At 61.9% G+C, this 19229-nt stretch carries 18 protein-coding genes and 1 pseudogene; 12 read left to right on the plus strand and 7 right to left on the minus strand.

Features of this window, described 5'->3' with window-relative positions; translation table 11 throughout:
- Nucleotides 1–244 precede the first annotated feature (244 nt).
- From CP557_RS06520 to CP557_RS06545, 6 genes are all read left to right on the plus strand, one after another.
- On the plus strand, nt 245–853 hold the full coding sequence (locus CP557_RS06520; RefSeq protein WP_097381552.1) for a class I SAM-dependent methyltransferase: 609 nt from the start codon (nt 245–247) through the stop codon (nt 851–853).
- A gap of 7 nt (nt 854–860) precedes the next feature.
- The gene (locus CP557_RS06525) at nt 861–2555 is read left to right on the plus strand and encodes a serine hydrolase domain-containing protein (protein WP_097379170.1); all 1695 of its coding nucleotides are present in this window, start codon (nt 861–863) and stop codon (nt 2553–2555) included.
- The gene (locus CP557_RS06530; RefSeq protein WP_097379171.1) at nt 2552–2956 is read left to right on the plus strand and encodes a hypothetical protein; all 405 of its coding nucleotides are present in this window, start codon (nt 2552–2554) and stop codon (nt 2954–2956) included. Before CP557_RS06525 ends, CP557_RS06530 begins: the two co-directional genes overlap by 4 nt.
- 248 nt (nt 2957–3204) lie before the next feature.
- On the plus strand, nt 3205–3660 hold the full coding sequence (lrp, locus tag CP557_RS06535; RefSeq protein ID WP_097379172.1) for an HTH-type transcriptional regulator Lrp: 456 nt from the start codon (nt 3205–3207) through the stop codon (nt 3658–3660).
- Nucleotides 3661–3954: 294 nt separating this feature from the next.
- Nucleotides 3955–4896 (plus strand): hypothetical protein, encoded by a 942-nt coding sequence (locus CP557_RS06540; RefSeq protein WP_097379173.1) that lies wholly within the window; start codon nt 3955–3957, stop codon nt 4894–4896.
- Nucleotides 4897–4908: 12 nt separating this feature from the next.
- Nucleotides 4909–6786 carry a pyrroloquinoline quinone-dependent dehydrogenase gene (locus tag CP557_RS06545; RefSeq protein WP_097379174.1) on the plus strand — a complete coding sequence of 626 codons (1878 nt, stop codon included), beginning with the start codon at nt 4909–4911 and terminating at the stop codon, nt 6784–6786.
- 94 nt (nt 6787–6880) lie between these two features.
- On the opposite strand, the gene CP557_RS06550 is transcribed toward CP557_RS06545, so the two are convergent.
- Together CP557_RS06550 and CP557_RS06555 are read right to left on the minus strand one after the other, a co-directional pair.
- Nucleotides 6881–9028: a PQQ-dependent sugar dehydrogenase gene (locus tag CP557_RS06550; protein WP_097379175.1), complete on the minus strand. Its 2148-nt coding sequence runs from the start codon at nt 9026–9028 to the stop codon at nt 6881–6883.
- Nucleotides 9029–9275: 247 nt separating this feature from the next.
- A complete protein-coding gene (locus CP557_RS06555; protein ID WP_097379176.1) occupies nt 9276–10331 on the minus strand; it encodes a sodium:calcium antiporter in 1056 nt (351 codons plus the stop codon).
- 253 nt (nt 10332–10584) lie between these two features.
- Between CP557_RS06555 and CP557_RS06560 the strand changes: the two genes are divergently transcribed.
- Nucleotides 10585–10860 (plus strand): HalOD1 output domain-containing protein, encoded by a 276-nt coding sequence (locus CP557_RS06560; RefSeq protein WP_097379177.1) that lies wholly within the window; start codon nt 10585–10587, stop codon nt 10858–10860.
- Nucleotides 10861–10971: 111 nt separating this feature from the next.
- On the opposite strand, the gene CP557_RS06565 is transcribed toward CP557_RS06560, so the two are convergent.
- On the minus strand, nt 10972–11748 hold the full coding sequence (locus CP557_RS06565; protein ID WP_097379178.1) for an SDR family NAD(P)-dependent oxidoreductase: 777 nt from the start codon (nt 11746–11748) through the stop codon (nt 10972–10974).
- A 173-nt stretch (nt 11749–11921) separates the two neighbouring features.
- Here CP557_RS06565 and CP557_RS06570 point away from each other — a divergent pair, with 173 nt between their 5' ends.
- From CP557_RS06570 to CP557_RS06580, 3 genes are all read left to right on the plus strand, one after another.
- Nucleotides 11922–13124 (plus strand): alpha-hydroxy-acid oxidizing protein, encoded by a 1203-nt coding sequence (locus CP557_RS06570; RefSeq protein ID WP_097379179.1) that lies wholly within the window; start codon nt 11922–11924, stop codon nt 13122–13124.
- Nucleotides 13121–13846, plus strand: a complete 726-nt coding sequence (locus CP557_RS06575; RefSeq protein WP_097379180.1) for an HAD family hydrolase — start codon at nt 13121–13123, stop codon at nt 13844–13846. Before CP557_RS06570 ends, CP557_RS06575 begins: the two co-directional genes overlap by 4 nt.
- A gap of 254 nt (nt 13847–14100) precedes the next feature.
- Entirely contained in the window at nt 14101–15162 is a 1062-nt protein-coding gene (locus CP557_RS06580; RefSeq protein ID WP_097379181.1) for a phosphotransferase family protein, read from the plus strand.
- Between the two features lie 193 nt (nt 15163–15355).
- On the opposite strand, the gene CP557_RS23265 is transcribed toward CP557_RS06580, so the two are convergent.
- Nucleotides 15356–15487: a hypothetical protein gene (locus CP557_RS23265; RefSeq protein WP_281255553.1), complete on the minus strand. Its 132-nt coding sequence runs from the start codon at nt 15485–15487 to the stop codon at nt 15356–15358.
- 157 nt (nt 15488–15644) lie between these two features.
- On the opposite strand from CP557_RS23265, the gene CP557_RS06585 reads away from it, so the two are divergent.
- A complete protein-coding gene (locus CP557_RS06585) occupies nt 15645–16235 on the plus strand; it encodes an FAD-dependent oxidoreductase (RefSeq protein ID WP_097379182.1) in 591 nt (196 codons plus the stop codon).
- Between the two features lie 5 nt (nt 16236–16240).
- Here the strand turns inward: CP557_RS06585 and CP557_RS06590 are convergent, their stop codons facing one another.
- The 3 genes and pseudogenes from CP557_RS06590 to CP557_RS22960 all read right to left on the minus strand — a co-directional run.
- Nucleotides 16241–17521: a phenylacetate--CoA ligase family protein gene (locus tag CP557_RS06590; RefSeq protein ID WP_097379183.1), complete on the minus strand. Its 1281-nt coding sequence runs from the start codon at nt 17519–17521 to the stop codon at nt 16241–16243.
- A gap of 104 nt (nt 17522–17625) precedes the next feature.
- Complete coding sequence (locus tag CP557_RS06595) at nt 17626–17859, minus strand: hypothetical protein (protein WP_143825037.1); 234 nt, start codon at nt 17857–17859, stop codon at nt 17626–17628.
- Between the two features lie 196 nt (nt 17860–18055).
- Nucleotides 18056–18202 (minus strand): annotated as a pseudogene (locus CP557_RS22960) (IS630 family transposase); the annotation flags it as partial.
- A gap of 211 nt (nt 18203–18413) precedes the next feature.
- On the opposite strand from CP557_RS22960, the gene CP557_RS06600 reads away from it, so the two are divergent.
- A complete protein-coding gene (locus CP557_RS06600) occupies nt 18414–19181 on the plus strand; it encodes a hypothetical protein (RefSeq protein WP_097379185.1) in 768 nt (255 codons plus the stop codon).
- The last annotated feature ends 48 nt before the right edge of the window (nt 19182–19229 follow it).

Here is a 19229-nt window from a genome sequence, read left to right on the forward strand (position 1 = left end):
CGGTTTCCCGTGAATCGCCGAACAAACCCCTGATCCACCAGTACTATCCTCAACTGTCATTTTGAAACGAGCTCGATAAATTATCAAATATGGGATAGTTTTATTGCCGTTGCCGGATCGGATCGCAATGACGATACTGGAGACGCGAACTATGCACCCGAGCAATCCCGATACACCACGAGATCAGCCGAATCGGACGAGCAGCGATCGGACCGACCGACCGAAGTCGGCTCAACCACGCCCCATGTCGGCCGAAGAGATCGCCGATTCGTACGGGGACGTAGCCGACGAACTCGTTCGATGGAGTCGACTCGAGCGACTCTTCGCAGGTCGATATCGTCGCCGCCAGTTCGAGAACGCGGCCGGACGAGTCCTCGATGTCGCCTGTGGGACGGGCCGGAACTTCCGATATCTCTCCACAGCCACGGACGTCGTCGGCATCGACATCAGCGACGAGATGCTCGCTCACGCCCGTGACGAACTCGACGGCCTCGCTCTGGATGGCACGCTCCACCGGATGGACGCACAGGCACTCGCGTTCCCTGACGACAGCTTCGACACCGTCATTTCGTCGTTTGCCACGTGCACGTTCCCGGACCCGATCACGGCCCTCCGAGAGATGCAGCGAGTCTGCAAACCGGGCGGTCAGCTACTGTTTCTCGAACACAGTCGCAGCGACGTGGCACCGCTTGCCTGGCTCCAGGACTGGCGCGCCGAGTCCCACTATCAAACGGCCGGCTGCCAACTGAATCACGAGCCACTGGAAACCGTTCAGAAAACGGATCTCGCGATCGAGAAGACCAACAAGCAACTCTTCGGACTCGTCGCCGGGATCGAAGCCACCCCTCCCTGACGAATCGATGACTCGAGAACGAACCCACTGGAGAAAACGCGGCAAAGACCGACTCACCAGGCGACGGTTCCTCGGTGGACTCGGTGGCATCGGTCTCGCCAGTTTCACCGATCCCGCTGGTCGAGCGAGCGCCACTATCGGATCCGCAGCCGATTCCCCACCGGGAGATGACGGCCAGTTCGCTGCCCCGGACGAACTCGAGGCGTTCGTCGACGATGTACTGACACGCCGAATCGGGAACGTCACTCCTGGCGCGAGCGTTGCCATCGTCGAGGGTGATACACCCCTCCTCACCAAGGGATACGGCGACGCTGACGTGGACACCGGAGTCCCGGTCACGGCTGACGAGACCCCGTTCCGTGTCGGGTCGGTTGGCAAACTGGTGACCTACACTGCGGTCATGCAAGGGGTTGAACGAGGAGTCGTTGCTCTCGACGAAGACGTCAACACGTATCTCGAAGGCTCCGAGGTTACGGTTCCGGAGACGTACGACGTCCCCGTGACGCTCCGGCATCTCGGAACCCACACCGCCGGCTTCGAGTCGGTCCTCGATCCCGAAATCGTCACCGATCGAGACGAGCTCGCCCCGTTAGGCAGGCTTCTCGCTGACCACCAGCCGTCCCGTGTACGCCCACCGGGCGAAACCGTGGCATACTCGAACTATGGTGCAGCCCTGGCCGGGCATATCGTCGCCGAAGTCCACGACACGACGTTCGAGGAGTACGTCCAGTCGGAACTCTTCGAGCCGCTCGAGATGACTCACAGCACGTTCGCTCAACCGGTCCCGGACGGCCACCCCGGTGACCTCGCGGCTGGCCACACACGAGACGGAGAGACGTTCACGACCACAGACGAGGTATTCATCAACATGCGCCCCGCGGGAGCGATGAGCGCGACAGCGAACGATATGGCTGCGTTCATGAGCGCACATCTCGGTACCGGTGCGGTCGGCGACACACGAATCTTGAAGGCGGATACGGCGCGGACGATGCACGACCGCCACCACGTGCGCCATCCAGCGGTCACCAACTGGCGATACGGGTTCTACGAGTACGGCGATCCGGAGGGCGACCTTCTCGGCCACTCGGGCGCGACGATCGATTTCACGAGTCAACTCGTACTCGCACCCGGCCACGATGTCGGGATCTTCGTAACTTACAATAGCAACAGCAGCAAGCCTCCTGCGGCCGTCGTCGATGAAATCATCGCCGAATACGACCTGCAACCATCACCAACCGCGCCCCCTCGGACGCCCGGCGATCAGGAACGTGCCAAGCGGGTCGCCGGTGAGTACAGCGTCACGCACCTTCCCCAGAGCGGTCCGCTCCAGGTGGTCGAGTTGTTGGAGCGAGTCTCTGTTGAACCGGCGGGTAACGGGCGTCTCCTCACTACGACGCTCGATGGAGACGCCAGGCAGTGGGTCGAAACGAAGCCATACGTGTATCGGGAAGACGGTGGCCACGACGTCCTAGCCTTCGAGGTCGCGGATGGCGACGTGGAGACGATGTACCTGAGCAGCGACCCCACTGGGAGTTACGAGCCGGTCCCGTTCCACGAACGGCAACTCGTCACCGGTAGCGTCCTCGGCACCGCTCTCACCGGATTTGGACTCTCCCTCGTCGGGTGGAGTGCGGTCGGAGGATGGCGACGATGGGCGGACCGAACCACCGACGGCGAGACCGACACGGAGGAAACCGGATGACGGACCACACCTCGAGGAACCCAGCGTCACAGTCGAACGAAGACGACTCCTGGGCCACAGTTACACACGGCCTCCAACGCCGTCTGACCAACCCCGCGTGGCTCGCCAGAGCAGCGGGGGTCGGACTGAGCAGCGTCTCGGTCGGCTTCGTCTCGATCTTCCTGCTCGTCCTCGAGCGCGGTGGCGAACTCACACTCATCACACGGCCACTCTCGATGCGAATTGCGCTCGCAGTTCCACCCCTGATCGCGATCCTCGCGCTCGCGACGACTGTTGGTGCGATACTCGGATGGCGGAACCGCTACTGGTCACTATCCGCCCGCATCCACCAGACGATACTGGCCCTTCTCGGCATCGGCTTCACCTGGCAGCTCCACGTACTCGGCTTCACCGTGCTCTAACCGGTCTCTCCAATGGTACTGTTCTTCGACTGGGTTTACTCTCGGCCGGTGGGGTTCGCCGTGAGCGAGACGTGGGGACGGGGTATGTCGCCAGTGACGAGTCCGAGAACCGCCAGTGTGGCGCTGAAACTACACTAGTTGATGCCTCTGCAAGACTTGCCCGCCAACACCACAACACCGACTCACTCGATCCGGGTAGAACTGGATATTCGTAAACCCCTAGTAGCAGGAGTACTTCATACCGAGCAATGACCTACGAACACCTCGATTCGGATCTCGTAAACGAACTGCTCAACGACGGTCGGGCGAGCCTCCGCAGCCTCGCCGAAGAACTCGACGTCTCCGTGACCACCGTTTCGAACCACCTCTCGGATCTCGAGGAGGAGGGCGTGATCGAGGGCTACACCCCGAAGATCGACTACGATGCGGTCGGTTACGACGTCACCGCCGTCATGCAACTCAAAGCCGAGGGGAACGCCCTGCCCGAAATCACGGAGACGCTGAAAGATCACCGCCAGATGATCTCCGTCTACGAGGTCACGGGGGACTACGACGTGATCGCGATCGGGAAGTTCAAAGACACCGACGACATGAACGATCAGATCAAGATGTTGATCACGGATCCCGACATCAATCAGTCGAATACGAGCATCGTCCTCAACGCGGTCTCGGAAAACGAGCAGTTCGAACTCGACACGGAGTGAGCCACGGCGGGTCGTACCGTCTCGAGCGGGCGCACTCCGACCGCTGAGTCGGCAGGGGTGATTTCACAGCCCCGATCGCTCCGTTCGATCGCTCGCTCGAATCCGGTTCGTCTGGCACTACCAATGCCTCATTGTCTGTCTCTCGATCGTACTAACTAGCTGTTGGGACCGCTCGTCTTCTCCCTGCCATTTGCTGTCGAAATCCAGCCGTTCGACCCGCTCGAAGAAATCCGATCCAAACGCCGAAACTGTGACAACTGCTAATGGAAGTGATGCCGTCGGTGCGCAAGAGCCATGGCATACGGTACCAATCCAGAAGATAGATACAGCTACGGGGAGGTAAGCGACGAGGATCGTCGTGAATTCCTGAAAGCGCTCGGCGTCATCGGGGGTGGCGCCGTCGCCGGAGCGACGTTGCGTGATCTCCGCGCGGAGGTCTCGAGCGGCGCTGCGGGCGGGCTCGCCGAAATGGGCGAGGCAGTTCGCGGCGGGTTGACCGGATCCCTCGACGCGGCCCTGTTGAGCGAAGCGGTGACAGCACTCGAGGGGAGCTTCGAACGCCTGCCCCAGCTCGGGGCGATGGGAGTTCCCGAGCAGGGGGCGTCGGCTTACCAGGAACTGACGACGTCGGCGTGGACGATCAACGATCACCTGTCGGACGCGGGCTTTTTCGCGAGCGCGGAAGCGAACCTGCCGGCGTTCGAGCCCGCACACATCGAGGAGACGACGCGGCAACTGCTGCACATCGACGCGCTGCCGGCGACGCTTTCCGAGATCGGGTTCGCGGAGGAAGAACAGACCGCGCTGGTGACCAACATCGTGAACTCGCGCGAGCAGCTCTCGTGGTGGATGGCGACGCCCGACTATCCGCCCGCTGACGCCGTCGACGACGGTGTCGTCCACGAGTACGTCGCACCGCTCCATCAGCGGGCCGCGGAAGGGTCGCTGCTCTGGATCGACGGACTCGATCACTTCCTCTGGCAGCGGGAACCGCTCGTTACCGACGAGATGATCGATCGCGGACTCTGGGACGTCAAGTCGATGCTGGGGGGCTACTACCTGATGGGGTCGGCCGCTCGTGACCTCGCGGCCGGCGAAATCGCTGACGACCACCTGACGACGCTGACGACCGCCAGTACCGCGGTCATGATCATCGGCCAGGAATTCCTGATCAACGACGTCGTCCGGATTACGGACGACAAGCGTGCGCCACGGAACCCGGCGACCACCGACTAACGGTGATGGCGAATGACCTACGAATCACACCTCATCGACCTGCCAGAAGATGCACCGTGGAACGAAAAACCGGGGGAATCGGTCGTCGAACAGGGAGACATCGACCAGATTCCGGAACGAGACGTAACCGAAGAAGATCTCGCAGCGACGGGCGAAGAGCCGACCAACTGGCTGATCATGGGCGGCTCCTACCAGTCCCAGCGCCACACGACGGCCGACGTGATCACGCCCGAAAACGTCGACCAACTCGAGGCCGAGTATCGACTCGAGGTCGCGGACGATCCGAACGACTTCCAGGGCTCGCCGATCATCGTCGACGGCGATCCGCCGATCATGTATACGACGGTCGGCCCGGACCTGCTGTACGCGATAAACGCGCGGACGGGCGACCTCCTGTGGACGCACTTCTACGAACCCGTCGTCGGTGCGTCCGACGAGACGCCACCCGCCGAACGCGGCCCCGCGGTCCTCGGCGATACGGTCTACAAGAGTACGCTCGATCTTGGGGTCATCGCGATCGACCGCTACACCGGCGAAGAACGGTGGTACTACAACGGCGCGGCCGCCTATCGGGGCGAGGTCGCGGACGACGTCATGCACGAGGAACTCCAGTGGGAACGCTCGCGGGGGACGACCTCGTCGTTCCCACCGCTGATCTACGACGGCATGCTCATGAAGGGGAGTTTCGGCGGGGAGTTCGGCGTCAGCGGCTTCTTCGATGCGATCGACCTCGAGGGGAACCCACAGTGGCGCGTGAACATGACGCCGGAACACGAGTGGGTCGGCGACTCCTGGGAACACGGCGGCGCGACCGCCTGGGCCTCGGGCGCGGTCGAACCCGACGAGGGGACGGTTGTCATCCCGTCTGCTAACCCCGGCCCGTGGTATGGCACCGTCCGACCGGGATACAACCCCTACTCGTGTGGAAAGGTCGCGGTCAACGTCGAAGACGGCGAATACCAGTGGCACCATCAGGACTCGCCCCACGACTGGTGGGACTACGATTCGCCGAGTCCGCCGGTGCTCTTCGAGGCGGAGGTCGAGGGCGAAACGCGACAGTTCGCGACGTGGCCGGGCAAAACCGGCTGGGTGTACACGGTCGACATGGAGACGGGACAGCTCCACCAGCGCAGCGACGAGTACGTCCAACACCTCAACATGTTCAGCCTGCCGCCCTACGACGACCTCGAGAGCGCGCCCTGGATCATGCCGGATCTGATCGGCGGGACCAACCCCCAGCCAAGCGCGTACGATCCGGAGACGCGGACGCTGGTCGTCAAGGGGACCAACTACCCGATCAAATTCTCCTGGTTCGAAGTGGAATACGCGGCGGGAGAGACGTACATCGGCATGGACACCGTCCGAAAGACGGAACCGGCCGACGCGGAGGAGGGCGAACAACGGGAAGGTGACGAGACGCCCGACGAGAACGGCGACGGGGGCGACGAGCTACACGAGGAAGAACAGGAACGAGACGAGGAGGAAGAGGAGGAAGAAGAGGAAGAAGAAGAGACCCAACAGTTCGAAAACGAGGAAGTGCCCGAGTGGAACGAGATGGCCGGCGTCATCGCCGGGATCGATCCACTCACCGGGGAGGTGAAGTGGCAAAACTGGTTCAGTTGGGAAGCGGGCCCGCCCTGGGGTGGCTCGCTGACGACCGCGACGGGCGTGGCCTTCGCCGGCGGTCCGACCGGACAGCTCCACGCCTTCGATACCGAGACGGGCGAGCACCTCGCCGCCCACGAGGTCGGCGACCACGGGGTCGACGGCGCGCCGGCGAGCTGGTACGATCCGGCCGAAGGGAAACAGTACGTCGCGATCCCCGGCGGTGGCGGGAATCAAGTCGACGAAGAGGGGAACACGATCGCCGTCTTCTCGCTCGAGGAGTAGCGCGATCGATCCGCCCGACGATTTTTCGGCGACAAAACCGGCCAGGTGCCAGCCACGGGCAGCCGAGCCGCGACGGAAATCGACCGATCGCGGCTTATTCGTCGCTCGTCTCGTTGGCGCTGTCGTCCGCGTCTTGGGCTGCGGTTTCGTTTTCGACTTCCACGTCCTTCTCCGTCGGTTCGTCGTCCGCTTCCACGTCCTCAGCGGCCGTTTCGTTGTCCGTGTCGGCTTCTGTGTCGTCTTCGGCTGCCTCGTCGCCGTTCTCCGCCGGGACGAGACGGTGGACAGCCCCCTCGCCCTCGACCGTCGACGTATTGGTCGTCAGGACGTACAGCTCCCCGTCGGCTCCCTCTCCGAAGCCGTATACGAACCCGGTCGGCCGGCCGTCTGCTGCGGCCTCGCCTTCGACCTGTATCTGCTCGATCGGCCACAGCCCCTCTTGGGTGGTGCCAGTGGGAGCGTCCGCCGCCTCGTCGGCTTCGGTTTCGTTCCCGCCGTTGCGCTCCTGTTGTTCCTCGTGTAGCTCGTCGCCCCCGTCGTCACTGATGTTTTCGTCGTCGTCACTGACGTTCTCGCCGTCGTCCTCGGCAGTCGGCGGATCGAGGAACAGGTCCTCGGGACCGCCGTCGCCGTCGTCGGGCCAGCCCTCCGGGGGCCGGGCGAGAAACAGCGTTCCCGGACTCTCGCCGTCCTGGCTCCAGTCGCCGAAGACGTACGTCCCCTCGAGGTCGTCGATATCGCCGTCGACGTAGCGGTAGCCGCCGGTGATGGAAACGCCGATCGCCCCGTCACTCTCCTCGGTATCTTCGTCGTCCTCCTCGGCACCGTCGGACTCGAGGATCTCGAGGTCGTGTGGGTACTCGAGTACCGGATCGAGTAATTCCTCGCCTCCCCTGACGTCGTCGGGCGTGCTGTCGGGACAGTCGTCGGCCGGTTCCGACGGGGTTTCGGTGCTGAAGCAGTGGGTCCCCTCTTTGACGTTCCAGCTGTAGTTGCCGCCCCGCTGGACGTGATTGACGCTCTCGAAGAGGTTCTGTCCGACGTCGGCCATCAGGAACTCGCCGTCGTCGGTAAACGACATCCCGCCCCACGGGTTGCGCATCCCCCACGCGTAGTACTCGTCGAGGTGGCCCTCCGCGTCGACCAGCGGATTGTCGTCCGGAATCCCGTAGGCGCGTTCGTCGGTCTCGGTATCGACGTCGAGTCGCAGGATGCCACCGAGGAGGTTCTCTTCGGTGTCCTGGCCGTTTCCGCCCTCGTTTTCGTCGTACCAGTCCTCGACGTGGCCCTCGTCCGCGTCGTTCGCACCGCCACCGTCGCCCGTGGCGACGTAGAGGTAGCCCTCGGGACCGAACGCGATCGGCCCGGCGTTGTGGTTGAACTGTGGCTCCGGAACCTCGAGGATCGTCCGTTCGGACTCGGGGTCGGCCGTCGAGCGGTCCTCGTCCGCAGTCGCGAACTCGGAGAGCACGAACGTGTGATCGTACCCCTCGGGCGTTCCCTCCCGCGGCGGCGAGCTATAGCGCACGAAGAACCGGCCGTTGTCCTCGAACTCGGGGTGGAAGGCGAGCCCGAGCAGTCCCCGTTCGTCGAACTCCTGAAACTCGACGAGCTGGTCCGAGACGTCGAGGAAGGGGTCCTCCTGCAGGCCGTCCTCGTCGTGCACGTAGATGTATCCGGTCTGATCGACGATGAACCGTCGGTCGGCCTCCTCGTCGGCTACCTGCAACGTTACCGGTGCGGTCAAGTCGTCGGCGACGGTCTCGAGGCCGACTGTCGGCCCCTCGCCGATGAGCTGGGCGGGTTCCGCGGGTGCCTCGCCGCCGCCGAACTCGATATCGCCGCGCATCGAGCTGGGATGGGGGCCACAGTAGTATTCGGCCATCGCCTCTTCGGCGGTGAACTCGACCGTCTGGGTATCACCGGTGCTCGAGACGAGCTCCGTACTCACGAGATCGTTGCCGTCTTCATCCTCGATGTTGAAGTTGTGTGACGCGCCGTCCAGGTTCTCCCAGGTGAGGGTATACTCCTGGCCCGCCTCGAGCTGGAGGGTCGGGTTCCGTTCGTCGGCGATCGAATCGGGTGACTGACCGATCCAGCCGCTCACTCGGCCGCCGAGTTCGAATTCGCCGGGAAGCGCTTCCTGTGCGGTCGCCGTCGGTGCGAGACCCGCGATCGCAACTGCTGCGGACGATTGCAGAACGGTCCGCCTCGAAACCCGATTGTCGTCGTTTCGTGTCATAGTCTCTCAGTACGCTGTGCCCGGTCACGGCAGGATCTCCCCTGCGTTCCCCACGCGCGTACTGCGCACGTAGTGTTGTCAGCTCGCAATAAACCGGCTCCATCGTTGCCCGATCAAGATCGACTTGGTCGACCGTCGAGTTGGCAATCCCTACTTGGCGCGCCCTAACGCTGTGTTTCCACGCGGAGTTCGGGCCCCGCCGTTCGACCGTCCCGAGGGAGGGGGCGGCCGGCCGCGTTTCGTGTTCTCACGCATAGTTCGCGATCCAGTACGCGATGTAGAGTGCGATCAGTACACCGCCGCCGATTCGGGTGACACGGCCCCGTGCGAGCATGGCGGTCACGACGAGGAGAGAGGCGGCGAAAAACGGCCAGTGCACCGTCATGACGTCCCCGCCCGTCCGGACCGGATGGAGGAGTGCGATGAGCCCGATGTTCGCAGTCATGTAGAAGACCGTGCTCCCGACGACGTTTCCGACGGCGAGGCTCGGTCGATTCTGCCGGACCGGTTCCACCGTCAGCGCCAGTTCCTCGATCGAGGCGATGAAGCTCAACACCGTCGCGCCGAAGGCCAGCCCCGAAATACCGAACGCGACGAAGAGCCCCTCGGCACCGACGACCGTAATGCCGGAGCCGATCGTCAACCCGATCGTCGCGAGAACGGCCACGCCCAGATTGAAGCGACCGCTTCGATGCTCGAACGACGGGACGAGTTCGTCGAGATCGAAATCCGAGTCCTCCCCTCGTCCCCGTTGCACACGCAGCTCGCCGCCGCCATCGGGCGCTCCGTCAGCCCCCTCGAGGTCGACGACCTCCGCAACCTCCATCGAGCGTAAATACGCTCTTTCGGAGCGACGCTCGTGCCAGAAGATGAACGCGAGCAGCGGGACGAACAGAGCCAGCAGCGCCGTGCCCTCGAGCGGATCGATCGCCCCGTCGATCGAGGCCGCGAACGCGGGGATGGCCACGGACGCGAGCATGAGCAGATATACCTGCGGGACGTCCATCCGGAACGGGACGAGAATCCCCGCGAGCCCGACGGCGACGGCCAGGACGAACAGCGATTCCCCGAACACCGTTCCGAGTGCGAGACCCGGTAGGGCGGCGGACGCCGCAGTCACGCCGAGGACGGCGTTCTCGAGGTCGACTCCGGCCAGTACGACCGCGAGAACGAACCCGGAGATGCCAAGCGAGACGGCGCTCTCGGCGACGGCCTCGATGAAGACCTCGACACACCAGATCACCAGGACGATCCCGACGAGAAACAGGGCGAGGAAGGCGACCGGCGAACTCGGAACGACCATGGCCGAGAACTCTACACCGCCGTCGCACTTAATCACCGGCTGCGGTCGCGACCGGGACCGATGGCCGCTCACGGGTCGATCTCTGCACGCGAGCGCGGAGTCCGCGAGCGTCGGCCGACTGGCCCTGGAAAAGGGACGGCGAGCGCTTCCCGTGTGGGGTCCGTACTGCGGTCAGGTGTGGCGATCGAACACTCGCTACCTGTAACTCGCATCATCACAACACGTATGGCCTGGTCGATGCTCTTAGACGCGCATGGGGGATTCCTGCAGCGACTCGGAGTCGATCGACGCGCGATACGATTGGTCGCAGACGGCCGCGAGTATGGCAGTTATCAACGCCATCGCAGCTATCGAAAACACTGACCCGGAGAACCGACGGGAAGAACTGGCCATCACGCTCCACGATCACGTCAACCCCGAAGCGCTCGATACGGTCGTCACCAACGATACCAGCGTCTCGATTTCCTTCCCGATTCGCGACTACGAGATTCGCATCGATGGTAACACGCTGACGATCGCCTGCAAGTGACCGAGGACCGAACCGGCAGGTGCCCTCCAGTCGACTCCCGCGGAGGCAATCCGTGCCCGATCCCGTTTCGGAGCCGATCCGCTCGAGTCGGGCGAACGAAACCGGACGGGCCTAGACGTCGTGGTCTTCCTCGATCTGGGGGACGCCTTGGGCAGTGATGGTTTCGCCGACCACGTACGACGAGGCGGGGCTGGCGAGGAACTGGGTGAGATCGGCGATCTCCTCGACGGTGCCGATCCGGCGGGCGACCTCCTCGCGGTCGATGTTGTCCGCGGAGACGCCCATCTGACTCTCGACGCCCGGCGTTGCGACGAAGCCGGGCGCGATGCAGTTGACCCGAACGTCGTCGTCGGCCCACTCGTAGGACAGCGTCGTCGTCAGGTTGATGACCGCGGCCTTGGCCGCGCCGTAGGGGCTCATCAGCGGCGAACCGCGCTGGCCCGCGACGCTGGCGAGGTTGATCACCGAGCCGCCGCCGTCCTTGAGGTACTCCGCGGCGGCGTGGGTGCAGTGATAGGTGCCGTTGATGTTGATGTCGATGATCGTCTCCCAGCCGTTCGGAGAGATGTCGTCGAAGTCGGCCATGAACGAGGCGCCGGCGTTGTTGACCAGCACGTCGAGTCCGCCGAACTCCTCGACGGTGGCCTCGACCAGCGCTTCGACCGCCTCGCGATCGGTCACGTCACACTCGACGGCCAGTGCTCGCCCGGCACTGTCCCCGTCGTTGATCGCCTCGGCGACCGGATCGACGTTGTCCTGCTCGCGCGAGCAGACGACCACGTCGACGCCGTCATCCGCGAACCGCTCCGCGATCGATCTCCCGATCCCGCTCGAGGAGCCCGTGACGATGGCGACGTCGCCGTCGACGCTGAACTGGTCGGTACTCATGCGCAATCACCCGTCACCGCAATCTCGGTCTGATTCGTTACCATTGTTAGATCCATCCGTACATTTGCAGTAACTGTTAATAAATATGGGGATGGATACCGTACCGTTAAGTGAGTGGCAATCCCTGACATAGATATTCACATGACGGCGCGGCCGTCACCGACACACCAGCTATGACACCAGATACTCCCGATTACGGACCGGATCGACAGGCCGAGGTTTACCTCAGCGGGATGCTCGAGGACGACCCTCCCGAGTTTCCCGTCTCCTACGAGGACCTCGAGGAACACGCCCGCGAGGAGTTGAGCGAGGAGGCGTTCGCCTACGTCGCGGGCGGCGCGGGCTCGGAGTCGACGGTCACGGCGAACGACCGCGCCTTCGACGAGTGGCAGATCGTCCCCCGGATCATGCGCGACGTCTCCGATCGGGATCTGTCGGTCGAACTCTTCGATCGCGAGTACCCCTCACCGGTCATGCTCGCGCCCATCGGCGTCCAGTCGATCATCCACGAGGACGCCGAACTGGCCGTCGCTCGCGCGGCGAGCGACCTCGAGGTCCCGATGATCTGTAGCTCCGTCTCCTCGTACTCGATCGAGGAGGTCGGCGACGAACTCGGCGAGAGCCCGGGCTGGTTCCAGCTGTATTGGAGCTCCGATCGGTCGGTCGCGGCGAGCTTTCTCGAGCGCGCGGAGGAAGCGGGCTACGAGGCCGTCGTCGTCACGCTCGACACCCCGAAGATGGGGTGGCGGGAACGCGACATCGAACTCGGCTACCTGCCCTTCCTCGAGGCCCAGGGTGTGAAGAACTACTTCGAGGATCCGGCCTTCCGCGACCGGCTCGACGGAGCCGATCCGTGGGAGAATCAGGAGGACGCGATCGCGTCCTGGCAGGCGTGTTTCGGCGACGCCTCGCTGACCTGGGACGACCTCGAGTGGCTCCAGGATCGGACCGATCTCCCGGTCGTTATCAAAGGCGTACTCCACCCCGACGACGCCCGCGAGGCGGTCGAGCGCGGCGTCGACGGGCTGATCGTCTCGAACCACGGCGGCCGACAGGTCGACGGCGCGATTCCGGCCCTGGACGCGCTGCCGGACGTCGTCGACGCGGTCGACGATGCGACCGACGATCGCGAGGTTCCCATCCTCTTCGACAGCGGCATCCGCCGGGGGAGCGACGTCGTCCGGGCGGTCGCGCTCGGTGCCGACGCCGTCCTGCTGGGTCGACCGTACGCCTACGGCCTCGGCATCGGCGGCGAAGACGGCGTTCGGGCCGTCCTCGAGAACCTGCTCGCCGATCTCGATCTGACGGTGGGACTCTCGGGGTGTGCGAGCCTCGAGGAAATCGATCGGTCGACGATCCGGAGGGCCGACCGATGAGCGAACGCGCGGCGACCGACGGGGCGGACGAGCCCGACCCCGAGGAGTGGGAAGCCGTCTTCTGGGACATCGGCGGCGTCATCCTCGCGCTGGACTCCGTTCAGGCGGCCCACGCCGAGTTCGTCGCGGACCTCTGTGACCGCCACGATGTCGACACGACGCTCGAGGAAGCCGTCGAGACGTGGCGGACGACCGTTGGGGACTACTTCCGCGAGCGCGACGGCACGGAATTCCGATCCGCGCGCGAGGGCTACCACCGGGGCATCGAGGCCATCGTCGGCGAGGAGGTGCCACGGGAGGAGTGGAACCCGCGATTCGAGGCGGTCGTCCGATCGTCCATCGAGCCGATTCCCGGCGCTCCCGAGGCGATCGAACGCCTGGCCGAACTGGACCTCCACGTCGGCGTCATCAGCGACGTCGACGACGCGGAGGGGCGACGGATGCTCGAGCGGTTCGACGTTCGCGACCACTTCGACTCGATCACGACCTCCGAGGAGGTCGGGCGCACCAAGCCCGATCCGGCGATCTTCGAGACTGCACTCGAGAAGGCCGGCGTCGCGCCCGAACGGTCCCTGATGATCGGCGATCGGTACGACCACGACGTGAAGGGGGCCGCCGACATGGGAATGCACGGCGTCGCCTTCGGTGCCGACGATGGTCCCGCAGTGGCCTATCGGATCGAGTCACCGGAAGACGTACTCGAGATCGTCGACGAGGAGTGATCTCGTGACCGTTCTCGGCCGGCGGCTGCTCACCCTCGGTTCTCTCTCGAGATCCGTTATCGCCCGTCCGTCCCCGTCGCGAACGTGGTATTCGATAACTTACAACGGGCAAACATTGTAAAAGAGAATTCGCGGCGTAACTATTTTCGTTAAGGGGTGTGATAGTAGCACACGACAATGCCAACCGAGAACCGACCCGGGAGAGACGACACCGTATCGGCCTGCAACGCCGACAGTAGTACCTACTCGTTCCCATGAGCGACGACTATTACGAGCGTCTCGTCGACGAGGACGCTCTGGTCGCGTATCTGGCGGATCACATCGGCGACGTCGACGACTACGACATCGCTCGCCATCAGGAGGGGCACTCGAACGAAACCCTGTTCGTCACCTGGGGCGACCGCGAACTCGTCATTCGACGGCCGCCGCCGGGCGAAACCGCCGATACGGCCCACGACGTTCTCCGGGAGTATCGCGTGACGAACGCGGTGGCCGACACCGACGTGCCGGTTCCGACGCCGATCCTCGCCTGTGACGACCACGACGTCATCGGGAGCGACTTCTACGTGATGGAACAACTCGAGGGCGACGTCCTCAGAGAGGACGAACCCGACCGATTCGCGACGCCCGACCACCGCGAGCGGATCGGCGAGGAACTCGTCGACACCCTGGCGACGATTCACGACCTCGACTACGAGGAAATCGGGCTCGGCGAGTTCGGCCGGCCCGAGGGCTACACTCAGCGGCAGGTCGATCGCTGGGGGAAACAGCTCTCGTGGGCGTTCGAGGTCACCGAGGACGAACGGGAGGTACCGATCCTCCACGAGGTCGGGGAGTGGCTCCGGGACAACGTGCCCGAGGACCATCCACACACGCTCGTCCACGGGGATTACAAACTCGACAACGTCATGTTCGGCCCCGGAACGCCGCCGGAACTCGTCGGCGTCTTCGACTGGGAGATGGCCACGCTCGGCGACCCGCGTGCGGACCTGGGCTGGATGCTCTCCTACTGGCGCGACGCGAAAGACCCGGAGCCGACGATCCCCGAACTCACGACCCGGTTCATGGAACGGGAGGGCTACTCCAGCCGGGTCGAACTGGTCGACCGCTGGGAGTCACGAACCGGCTACGAGTTCGAGCACGAACGGTTCTATCGAACGCTGGCCGTCTACAAACTCGCCGGGCTCGGCGAGATGTTCTTCCGGCGCTATCTCGAGGGCAACAGCGACGACCCGATGTATCCCAAGATGGAGCGGCGGGTACCCGGACTGGCGAAACGAGCAAAGCGGATCATCGACGGCGACGAGCCGTTATGACATCCTCCCCGTCGTGAACGACGCGGTTCCCTCCGTGGGAGTCTCGGCTATGCTGATTCCCCGGACGCAACAGTCCCGTCACGGTGGACGGTACTCGGGTCTGTGGGCTGTTCGTTGAGACGGCGAGAGCGTGGTGACTCCGATCAGTCGTGGTCGTGGAAGACGGGGCCGTCGTCGAGTCCGGTAGGGGCGACTACGACAACAACTCGTTCGAGTATACCTCGAGCGGGACCACCACGCCTGCGACGGCAGCGCCTTCGTCGTCGACGTGCTCACGGCGTCGCTGGCGTTTCACGCCGGCTTCTAAGCGGTGCTTCGCAGTCAATAGAATCTCGTGAGCGAACGCGTTGATAGCCTCGTAGCATTCAATCCGTCCGAATTTCGCGTTCTATCCGTGAGTATTGACTCGCTGCTTCAAATCCAGTGCTACTTATATTTGGGCACACCAAATATTCATATATCTAAACGTTGTTATCCAAGCTATGTCCACAAATACAGCAGTCGTTGTCGTCGGTGGTGGTCCTGCTGGTCTCAGCGCGGCTCTGTTCACCCAGAAAAACGGACTCGAGACGACCCTCTTTGATACTGATTCGACGTGGATGCACAAGGCACACCTATTCAATTATCTCGGGATAGAGTCGATCGACGGATCGGACTTCATGGAGATCGCTCGAAGCCAGGTAGACAAATTCGGTGTCGATCGAAGGCAGGGTGAAACGGTCACCGATGTCAGTAACGTCGACACTGGATTCAAAATCGTGACTGATGAGGGAGAATACACTGCAGACTACGTAGTCCTAGCTACCGGCGCGAATCGCGAGTTGGCGGAATCGCTCGGGTGTGATTTCGATGACGATGTCGTTGATGTCGATGTAACGATGGAGACGAGCATCGAAAACGCCTACGCAACGGCGGCGATGGTTCGAGTGGAAGAATGGGAAGCGATTATTTCGGCGGGTGATGGCGCTGCCGCTGCATTGAATATCCTTTCCAAGGAAAAGGGAGATCGTTTCCACGACTTTGACACACCGGCTGACGCTGACGACGTCATCGAAGCCATCATGGACGGTTGATATTCTTACTCGCGATTATCGTACACTCGATTCGCCTTCGTACCGAGTGTCCGGTCGATTGTTCCTGGTGTAGCGATCGTGATTTCGTCGACAGAAAGCGATAACTCAGCTAAGAACCGCTCATGAAGCCGATCGGCCAGTTCGGACTGGTCGACGTCGAGACCCTGTTTTCGTTCGATCGTAATGTTAATTGCATCGTGCTGGCCTGTACGCTGCAGATCGATTCGATAGTACGGTGCTGTTTCGGGTTCGGTCAAAAAAGTACTCTCGATTTCAGTGGGATACACAGTCGTATCGTCTATCGAGATACCGTTTCGCATACGCTCTGTTACTGATATACGAGCGTGCGTCCGACCACACGCACACTCATCAGTCGTCATCGTGGCGATATCGCCGGTTCGATACCGCAGTAGCGGCATTGCCTCCTTCGAAAGCGATGTGAGGACAAGCTCACCTTCCTCACCGTCGTCGACACGCTCGTCCGTCCGTGGATCGATGATTTCCGGGTAAAAATGATCTTCCCAGACATGAGCGCCGTCCTGACATTCTTCACATTCTGTGAAGATACCCGCACCGAATAACTCTGAGAGACCATAGTGTTCGGTGACGACGGCGTCGAAGGCTTCTGCGATCTCGGCTCGAAGCTCTTGGCTTGTTGGTTCGCCGCCAACAGTAATCGTCGAAATAGAGAGTTCTGTTGGGTCTCCGCCCTGTCGTTCGATTATCCCGGCGAGATCAAGCGCGAAAGACGGAAAGCAGATGAGACCGTCAACAGTGAGGTCACGAATGAGTTCGATCTGCCGATCCATGTCGGCGGTAGCCGATGGTACCACTGTCGCGCCTAACTGCTCGAGTCCATCGTGCCACCCCAGCCCCCCCGATACCAACCCGTATTTACAGGGGTTTAGTACCGTGTACTGGGACTCGAATCCGGAAGTTTCCAACGAGCGTGCGATTATTTTCGACCACGTATCGAGGTCGTCTCGAGTATAACCGAATATTTTCGGTTTGCCAGTAGTACCCGATGAGGTGTGTACCCGTTGGATATCGCCAGTCGGCACGGTAAACAGTCCATCAGGGTACTCGTCGCGTATGTCTGCGGATGTCGTAAATGGAACCGCTGTGAGAGCAGTCGTATCGATTGTCGATGGTGATAGACCTGCCTCATCCAACCGTTTCCGATACAAGTCAACGTTTTCGTATACCGCAGTGACACTCTCTTCTAGCCGTTGGTCCTGAATGTCCCGGAGTTCCGCTCGAGATGCTTTTTCTATATCAAATCCCATCTACATTATCCGGCGTTCCCGAAGAGTATAATACTGTGGTACCTCACCGATCCACGCGAAATCCGTTCGATGAAACCCCGCGACGGAACGACCAGCTGTCACCGCTACTGTACGCGTTTGTCCTCGATACCAAGAGCCCACTCGCGACAACGCCCGTCACGAGCGACGAGGAGGCGGCCGACTGGGTCGGCTGCGTCCTCGACTGCGTCGACCAGTTCCCTTTCGAGGTTGAGGCAATTCTCGCCGGTCGCGGCTACTACCAAGAGCGCGTCGGCCGACGCGCTCGGGCCACTGCTCCTGTCGTTCTTCCAGTCGTGAAAAATGGCGACCAGCTGCACGATCAACTCGACATACACGCCTCCTACTGGATCGAATATTCATGTACAAGGGCAAAAAACGGGAACGTCAGTTCCCGCACGCGGTCTGTGTCTCCTCCCGGAACGGCGACCGCGGCAAGCACGACGAGGGTGTCCGAAGCTACGTTGCGTGCGATCTGAGTGATCGCACGCCCAAACAGGTCGAAACCCTCTATCAGAAGCGCTCACCGATCTCTTGCAGGGTATCCTCATCTTCCTCAAGGTAGTTGATCGCCGCTATCAGCCGCTGTGTTGGCTTCTTCCCCTCGACCTGCGCGAGTACGTCGCGGAGGTCGTCGGTAGATCCGTTGTCGAGAGTGGGTATACCGATACGAGACACTCTTCCTGGAAAAACATTCAGTCGACAGAATAACCACTAGAACGGTACTTCGGGTGACCGGTTAGTAGCGTTTTGGCAATCTGACAGTGGTGATATAGTGGATCTTTCCCGCGTTATGACTGTGAACTAGAGAAGATATTTAATTCATAATATAATGACGAATAGATTTTTATCAGTGGATGTTGATCGGACAATAATGCAAACTCACGAAATAAAAAACGGCTGCGAGTACGTTGTAGGGGACGCTTCCGAAGTGCTCGAAGAGTATCGAGAAGCAGCAGCAGTGACCTTCCTCGATGACGCATGGGCGAGTCCGCAACGAGTCAAGCGACTGGAAGCGATCTACGATACCCATCCGTTTAATGAACGGATTGGCTCACAAAACGACAGTGCCCCCGACGAGTCGACGAGTGTCGAAATATTAGACGCTTGTTACGATTCACTTACCGAGGGGGGATGGCTCGTTTCGGACGCTCAAGACTGGGTCGCACCCCATCTCTTAAACTACCTCGTCCGAAAGTGGGGAGACGCATCGCAATCGCACGAGAACTACGAAGGTGGCGGATATCGAAAGCTCGGTGGCGTTACCTTCCTTTGTGAGAATGGCGAACCCAGCGATCAAACCAAGGGGACGTTTCTCACGCGGGGAGGTTATCTCGTCATATTCGCCCATAAGGGGCCGACCGATCGAAAAACCGACGTTCCGGCTCGACAGCTTGTACGCCAAAAGTGTATCCAGAACGACAAATACGACTGGATGAGTATAAAACCGATTGAACCGTATGTTAACTGGATTGAAGGTCTTGTAGACCCGGGTGAGCTAATTCTCGTCCCGTGTGCAGGCACTGCCCCAGCTGCGTTGGCTGCCGAACGCGTGTTCGGTGATGATGCCCGATACGTCTGTATTGATAACAACGAGCAAGCGTTTGAAGCGTTCAAACGTCGGCGGGAGAACGAACTGTAGATCGCTCGGATTCGCCAGCGGACGCTATCGTCCTCGAGGGGAGCACGT

Origin of the sequence: Natrinema ejinorense (assembly GCF_002494345.1) — an archaeon.
In the GTDB taxonomy this organism is placed as follows: domain Archaea; phylum Halobacteriota; class Halobacteria; order Halobacteriales; family Natrialbaceae; genus Natrinema; species Natrinema longum.

Excerpts from the sequence above, each read along its gene's own strand:
- CP557_RS06570 (WP_097379179.1), top strand. The coding sequence starts at position 11,922 with ATGACACCAGATACTCCCGATTACGGACCGGATCGACAGGCCGAGGTT.
- CP557_RS06575 (WP_097379180.1), top strand. The coding sequence starts at position 13,121 with ATGAGCGAACGCGCGGCGACCGACGGGGCGGACGAGCCCGACCCCGAG.
- CP557_RS06525 (WP_097379170.1), top strand. The coding sequence starts at position 861 with ATGACTCGAGAACGAACCCACTGGAGAAAACGCGGCAAAGACCGACTC.
- CP557_RS06555 (WP_097379176.1), bottom strand. The coding sequence starts at position 10,331 with ATGGTCGTTCCGAGTTCGCCGGTCGCCTTCCTCGCCCTGTTTCTCGTC.
- lrp (WP_097379172.1), top strand. The coding sequence starts at position 3,205 with ATGACCTACGAACACCTCGATTCGGATCTCGTAAACGAACTGCTCAAC.
- CP557_RS06590 (WP_097379183.1), bottom strand. The coding sequence starts at position 17,521 with ATGGGATTTGATATAGAAAAAGCATCTCGAGCGGAACTCCGGGACATT.
- CP557_RS06550 (WP_097379175.1), bottom strand. The coding sequence starts at position 9,028 with ATGACACGAAACGACGACAATCGGGTTTCGAGGCGGACCGTTCTGCAA.
- CP557_RS06540 (WP_097379173.1), top strand. The coding sequence starts at position 3,955 with ATGGCATACGGTACCAATCCAGAAGATAGATACAGCTACGGGGAGGTA.
- CP557_RS06600 (WP_097379185.1), top strand. The coding sequence starts at position 18,414 with ATGCAAACTCACGAAATAAAAAACGGCTGCGAGTACGTTGTAGGGGAC.
- CP557_RS06565 (WP_097379178.1), bottom strand. The coding sequence starts at position 11,748 with ATGAGTACCGACCAGTTCAGCGTCGACGGCGACGTCGCCATCGTCACG.
- CP557_RS06545 (WP_097379174.1), top strand. The coding sequence starts at position 4,909 with ATGACCTACGAATCACACCTCATCGACCTGCCAGAAGATGCACCGTGG.
- CP557_RS06530 (WP_097379171.1), top strand. The coding sequence starts at position 2,552 with ATGACGGACCACACCTCGAGGAACCCAGCGTCACAGTCGAACGAAGAC.
- CP557_RS06585 (WP_097379182.1), top strand. The coding sequence starts at position 15,645 with ATGTCCACAAATACAGCAGTCGTTGTCGTCGGTGGTGGTCCTGCTGGT.
- CP557_RS06560 (WP_097379177.1), top strand. The coding sequence starts at position 10,585 with ATGGGGGATTCCTGCAGCGACTCGGAGTCGATCGACGCGCGATACGAT.
- CP557_RS06580 (WP_097379181.1), top strand. The coding sequence starts at position 14,101 with ATGAGCGACGACTATTACGAGCGTCTCGTCGACGAGGACGCTCTGGTC.
- CP557_RS06520 (WP_097381552.1), top strand. The coding sequence starts at position 245 with ATGTCGGCCGAAGAGATCGCCGATTCGTACGGGGACGTAGCCGACGAA.